Consider the following 5,930-nt stretch of genomic DNA (forward strand, 5'->3'; position numbering starts at 1 on the left):
GTTAGCTATATTTTTTACTTTGCAACAGAACCGTAATACATCTATCAATACAAAATGTGCATGAGTCTCCATCCATTAATAAAAATTCAACCTGCACTTATGAAAAAGTGCAGGTTGGCCTGCATTCACATTATTGCTTTTTATTCAACATATGTGTAGCATGTCCCATCACACCTTCTGCTGCTTCCATAAGTGGCTCTGGTAAGGTAGGATGAGCATGAATCGTAAGGCTAAGATCTTCCGCATTTGCCCCAGCCTCAATCGCAAAAACAGCCTCTGCAATCAGAGAGGATACCTCTGGTCCAACCATCTGTACTCCTAACACTCTTTTCGTATTCTTTTCGGCTACAACTTGTACAAAGCCATCTGCATCCGAGACAGATAACGCCCTAGCATTTGCTTGGAATGGAAAACGACTGGATACTGTTTCGTATCCTTTTTCCTTTGCTTCCTTCTCTGTTAAACCTGTATAGGCTACTTCAGGATCGCTGAAGATAACAAAAGGCATCGCTTGAAAATCAATCACACTATTTTGACCACTGATCACTTCGGCTGCTATCTTTGCTTCATAACTAGCTTTATGAGCAAGGAGGTCACCACCAGCACAATCCCCTATTGCATAAACATGTTCAATGTTTGTTTGACATTTGTTATTTATCTTAATAAATCCTTGGTCGTCTAATACTACTCCGATATTTTCCAGACCAATTTTACCTGTGTTTGGTTTTCTCCCAATAGAAACTAAGCAATAATCACCTTGAATAATTTCTTCCTTTCCATCAACTTGAACACGGACGTTAACTTCATCGCCTGTATTTTCTCCACCTTGAACAAGGGCATCCGTTATAACAGTGATTCCAATTTCCTTTAAATGACGTTTTACTGTTTTTGTTAGGATAGGATCTGTCCCGGACAAAATTGTATCCGATCCCTCAAGGATGGTCACTTTTGCCCCAAACTTTGCATAAGCAGTACCTAACTCTAAACCGATATAACCACCACCTACCACAACTAAATGATTGGGTACTTCCTGTAGTTGCAATGCCTCCGTTGAAGAAATGATTCTTTTTTGATCAAATGGCATACTTTTTAACTCGACTGGCAAAGAACCTATTGCAAGAATTAAATCTTTGTAGGAAAAAATCTGTTCCTCGTCCTCTATTTTTATTTTTGCAATATGTGCTTCAGTGAGATAGGCTTCCCCACTGATGACCTCTACACCATTTCCTTTTAACAAGGTGCGAATCCCATCTGTTAGCTTGTTCACGATTCCGTCCTTCCACTTTACTACTTCTGGCATATCAACTTGAACCTCACTCGAAACCTTAAGCCCCATTGTATTGGCATGTTTAATGTGTTTGACTCGTTCAGATGCACTAATAAGAGCTTTTGAAGGGATACACCCTCGATTAAGGCAAACTCCTCCTAACTCCGCCTTATCAACCAGTACCACCTTTTTTCCTAACTGGGCAGCACGTATTGCCGCCACATAACCTCCAGACCCTGCTCCTATCACTAAAAGGTCTACATCTTTTTTCACTTCTCCAGTCATCCTAGATTCCTCCTTTGATAAGTAACTATAATTACTATTTGTACTCAAGAATATAGTTGTGTAATATGTGTCTAACCTTTTTCTTATTTTCACCTATTTTTCTTCTCTTATTAGACAATTTATAAAAAATAATCTACATTTTGATTAAAAGGGCTTTCTAAATGGAAAGCCCTTTTTACTCTTACTCTTTCACTCGCATAAGTCGTAAACTGTTCAACGCTACAAGAAGAGTTGCACCCATATCTGAAAGAATCGCAATCCAGAGTGTTAACCAACCTGGAATAACCAATAATAAGGCAATAAATTTAATAGCAATTGCAAAAGTAATGTTAGCTTTTATTGTGTTTAGCGCTTTTCGACTTAGTTTTACCGTAAACGGAAGTTTTCTTAAATCATCTCCCATTAGTGCAACGTCCGCCGTTTCTAATGCTGTATCAGTACCAGCTCCACCCATTGCAATTCCAACAGTGGAAGCTGCCAATGCAGGTGCATCATTGACACCATCGCCAATCATAGCTACGTTGTTGTATTCCGATTTCAATTGTTTAATATAATCCAATTTATCCTGAGGCATTAATTCAGCCTGAACTTCTTTTACTCCGACATGACTTCCAATGGCATTCGCAGTACCTTTATTATCACCGGTAAGCATAATTGTATTTTTGATGCCAAGTTGATGTAGTTTTTGAATGACTTCTTTACTTGATTCACGTACTTCATCTGCTACTGCAATAATAGCTAGTATTTCTTTGGCAGTTCCAACAACCATAGCAGTTTTCCCTTGATTTTGAAGAGTTGCAACTTTTTTCTCTAAATTCTTATCAAAACTAGAGTTTGACAGTTCCTTAAATAGTTTTGAACTTCCAATATAATAGGTCGTTCCGTCTACAGTACCCTTAATTCCTTTTCCTGTAATGGAAGAGAAGTCATCTACCACAACATCTGAATAAGAAATATTCGCCTCTTCTGCTCTTTTCATGATTGCTGATGCAAGAGGGTGCTGAGAACGATACTCTAATGCAGTAATGATGGATAGCATTTCATTTTCATCTACCTGTTTGTTCAACACATTGAAATCAGTTACAACAGGGACACCTTTTGTCAAAGTACCTGTTTTATCGAAAGCAATGGCCTTTAAGGCACCCATTTCTTCTAAATAAACGCCACCTTTTATTAGGACACCCTTTTTCGCTGCATTTCCAATTGCTGAAACAATCGAAATCGGGGTGGAAATAACCAACGCACATGGACAACCAACGACTAAAACAGCTAAACCTTGATAAACCCATGTTTCCCAACTAGCCCCAAAGAATAATGGTGGAACTACAGCAACTAACGCAGCTATGATGATGATGATCGGAGTATAATATTTCGCAAATTTTTCTACAAAGGCTTGAGATGGTGCTCGTTCTCCCTGTGCTTCCTCTACAAGATGAATAATTTTTGAAATGGTTGTATCTTCTACTAATTTAGTTATTTCTACTTCAAGTAATCCTTCTTCATTTAGAGTACCTGCAAATACTTCATCATCAACCGTTTTTTCAACAGGGACTGACTCACCTGTAATGGCAGCTTGATTAACAGCAGAGTACCCACTTACAACCATCCCATCCATGGCAATCTTTTGACCAGGTTTGACAATCATAATATCTCCAACTGCAATATCATCTACATGAATCATCATTTCTTGACCTTTTCGTCTAACAAGTGCCTCTTTAGGTGCAATATCCATTAATGATCGAATTGATTGTCTCGCTTTATCCATAGAAAATCGTTCTAGAGCTTCACTAATTGCAAAGAGTATGACAACAACAGAAACTTCTGCCCATTCTCCTATAATCGCACCACCTATAACTGCAACAGTCATAAGTGTTTTCATGTCAAATTCAAAGCGTAACAAGTTTTGGAAACCAACTTTAAAAAGCGATAATCCTCCTATTAACATCGATGCTACAAATAATAATGTAGTAACAATGTTCTCATCCCCATTAACAAAGACTGAAAGATATCCGAAAACAATCAATAAGGTCGAATAGAGTAAAGTACTGTGCTTTTTATAGAATGGCACTTTTTCTTCTTTTTCATCCTCTTTTTCCTGGTTAATCTCTTGTGTAGCTTGCCGTACAGGTTTTTCAGAGGACACTTTAAGATTCTCAAAAGCACCTGCTTTTTCTAATTCTTCAATCGTTGCTTCTCCGTATACGGAAATTTTAGATGCTCCAAAATTTACTTTTGCATCCTCCACACTCGGAATTTTTTTAACATTTCTTTCAAACTTTCCTGCACAGTTTGCGCATGAAAACCCTTCAACACGATATATATTTTTGTCTTTTTTAACCTCTTGCGGAGCCTGCCGCCTAGGTTTTTCTGGAGCCACTTTAAGGTTCTCAAAAGCACCTGCTTTTTCTAATTCTTCAACCGTTGCTTCTCCGTAAACGGAAATTTTGGATGCTCCAAAATTTACTTTTGCATCCTCTACTCCCGGAATTTTTTTAACATTTCTTTCAAACTTTCCTGCACAGTTTGCGCATGAAAATCCATCAACACGATAGACATATTTCTTCTCTAATGGCTTCGTTGCTTCACTCATATTTAATAACCTCCTTCTTAATTAACCAATGTATCTTTTATCAATCAATGCTTGTGGAATTCTTATATTCTTGGCCACCTATCATTATGATATTCATTTGAATATTACGTTATGTTCTGTTGCTATTATATATCCACACATATAGATAGTCAAATGATTATTTGATTGTATTTTATTTCTTTTTTTGCTAAGACTAAACTCAACTTTTCTGTTTAATTTCCTCAACTGATTATTCAAGGCTATTCCTTTAATATTTTCATTCCAACCCAACAACTCCTATGATCCAAGAAGCTATATAGAAAACGGCTACACCAAGCAAAACGTAAAGACCAGTTTTTCGATTTTCAGATTGATTAACAACTGGAAGTAAGTCCGTTGCTGCAACATATAGAAAAACACCTGCTGAAAAGGACAAAGCAATTCTTGCAAAAGAATCGCCAAGTACTTCAGCTGCAAATTCTGTGTCACTGAGTAGCCATACTAAAGCCCCTCCAAATATAGTAGCCAAAGCCAGTACTGCAGAGGCAATAAACGCCTTTTTCCTGTCATTAAATACTACAAGAACAATCGAAGAAATGGTTAAGCCATCTGGTATTTTATGAAGTAATACAGCAACAAACACAAGGAAACCTAATTCACTGCTTACTTCAAATCCCGCAACAATGGAGACTCCATCAAAGAAACTGTGAATGGTCATTCCGATAAAGGCACCTAAACCGCCCGTTTTTTTACTGAGTTTATCCTCATGTGTTTCATAGCCGAAATGAAAATGAGTTGTGAGGATTCTTTGAAAGGCAAATAATACTAAAAATCCTATTAATATATAGATTCCATTTTCAGGTGAATTTTCTAATCCTTCTGGCATTAGATCAAGAATACCTATGGATAAAAGAAAACCTGCACTAAAAGCCATTAAATATGTAAGAGCTTTGGGGGACCATTCTTTTCTCACGACAATAAGTCCTCCAACAAGATTAGCTATACTTGTGAGTAACACAAGAGATACTACAGTCCATGAGAACATTACAAACTCTCCTTACTTTAATTTATTCCATTTCACAAATAGTTTGGACCATCAGGGTACAATTCAGAGAAAAAACAAGATTTAAGCCCCAGTGGATACCAGGGCTTAAATCTCCTGAGATGATTTTTTATCTAATGGTCTTTCCTTAGGTAATTTTTATGGTTTATTTTTGAGCAACTGCATTCCATCATGTAAAACGAAGGACTGAGTTGTTTGTAACATTTTAACTAATTTTTCCCAACACTCATCACATTTACTTCTTTTCCTTCAACTGTAGTGCTTCTTGCATAAGGTGATGCACATGATTACTTACTAGCCTATAAAAAACCATCTTCCCTTTTTTACGGTACTCGGCAAGCCCCATATTACGTAACATACGTAGGTGGTGTGAAGCAGTAGCATTCGTAGAACCAATAATCGTTGCTACATCACAGACACACATTTCATCTTCTTGCGTAAGTGCATAAACAATTTTCAACCGTGTATCATCCGCAAAAACTTTAAACAATTGTGATAAGCCATCCGTTTGACCGACTTCCTGCTGACGGCGCTCAACCTTTTCTGGGTCAAATATAAATGTCTCACAAGCATCTTTTCCCCTTGATTTTATACCATCTAAATCATGTTCTTTTTTATTTATGGAAGTAATACTCAAAACAACCCCTCCTCTGTAATTAGTGTATACAATAACATTCAAATTATTGTTTGTATATATATATTAGTATAAATAAGGTTCTGTTGCAAAGTAAAAAATATAGCTAACC

The 5,930-nt window shown here is 37.0% G+C and carries 4 protein-coding genes; all 4 read right to left on the minus strand.

Going from position 1 to position 5,930, the window contains the following annotated elements; all coding sequences use genetic code 11:
* Positions 1-130: 130 nt before the first annotated feature.
* Positions 131-1,552, minus strand: a complete 1,422-nt coding sequence (lpdA, locus tag HMPREF2586_RS01200) for a dihydrolipoyl dehydrogenase (protein WP_070812597.1) — start codon at positions 1,550-1,552, stop codon at positions 131-133.
* Between the two features lie 181 nt (positions 1,553-1,733).
* Positions 1,734-4,142 (minus strand): heavy metal translocating P-type ATPase, encoded by a 2,409-nt coding sequence (locus tag HMPREF2586_RS01205; RefSeq protein ID WP_070812598.1) that lies wholly within the window; start codon positions 4,140-4,142, stop codon positions 1,734-1,736.
* Positions 4,143-4,398: 256 nt separating this feature from the next.
* Entirely contained in the window at positions 4,399-5,166 is a 768-nt protein-coding gene (locus HMPREF2586_RS01210; protein WP_002454666.1) for a ZIP family metal transporter, read from the minus strand.
* A 253-nt stretch (positions 5,167-5,419) separates the two neighbouring features.
* Positions 5,420-5,821 carry an ArsR/SmtB family transcription factor gene (locus HMPREF2586_RS01215; protein WP_002454665.1) on the minus strand — a complete coding sequence of 134 codons (402 nt, stop codon included), beginning with the start codon at positions 5,819-5,821 and terminating at the stop codon, positions 5,420-5,422.
* Positions 5,822-5,930: the final 109 nt, after the last annotated feature.

The organism is Staphylococcus sp. HMSC034G07 (assembly GCF_001835975.1).
Classification (GTDB): Bacteria; Bacillota; Bacilli; order Staphylococcales; family Staphylococcaceae; genus Staphylococcus; species Staphylococcus ureilyticus.

What these genes read in the sequence shown, in the direction of transcription:
- lpdA (WP_070812597.1), bottom strand. Translation starts at nt 1,552, where the DNA reads ATGACTGGAGAAGTGAAAAAAGATGTAGACCTTTTAGTGATAGGAGCA.
- HMPREF2586_RS01205 (WP_070812598.1), bottom strand. Translation starts at nt 4,142, where the DNA reads ATGAGTGAAGCAACGAAGCCATTAGAGAAGAAATATGTCTATCGTGTT.
- HMPREF2586_RS01210 (WP_002454666.1), bottom strand. Translation starts at nt 5,166, where the DNA reads ATGTTCTCATGGACTGTAGTATCTCTTGTGTTACTCACAAGTATAGCT.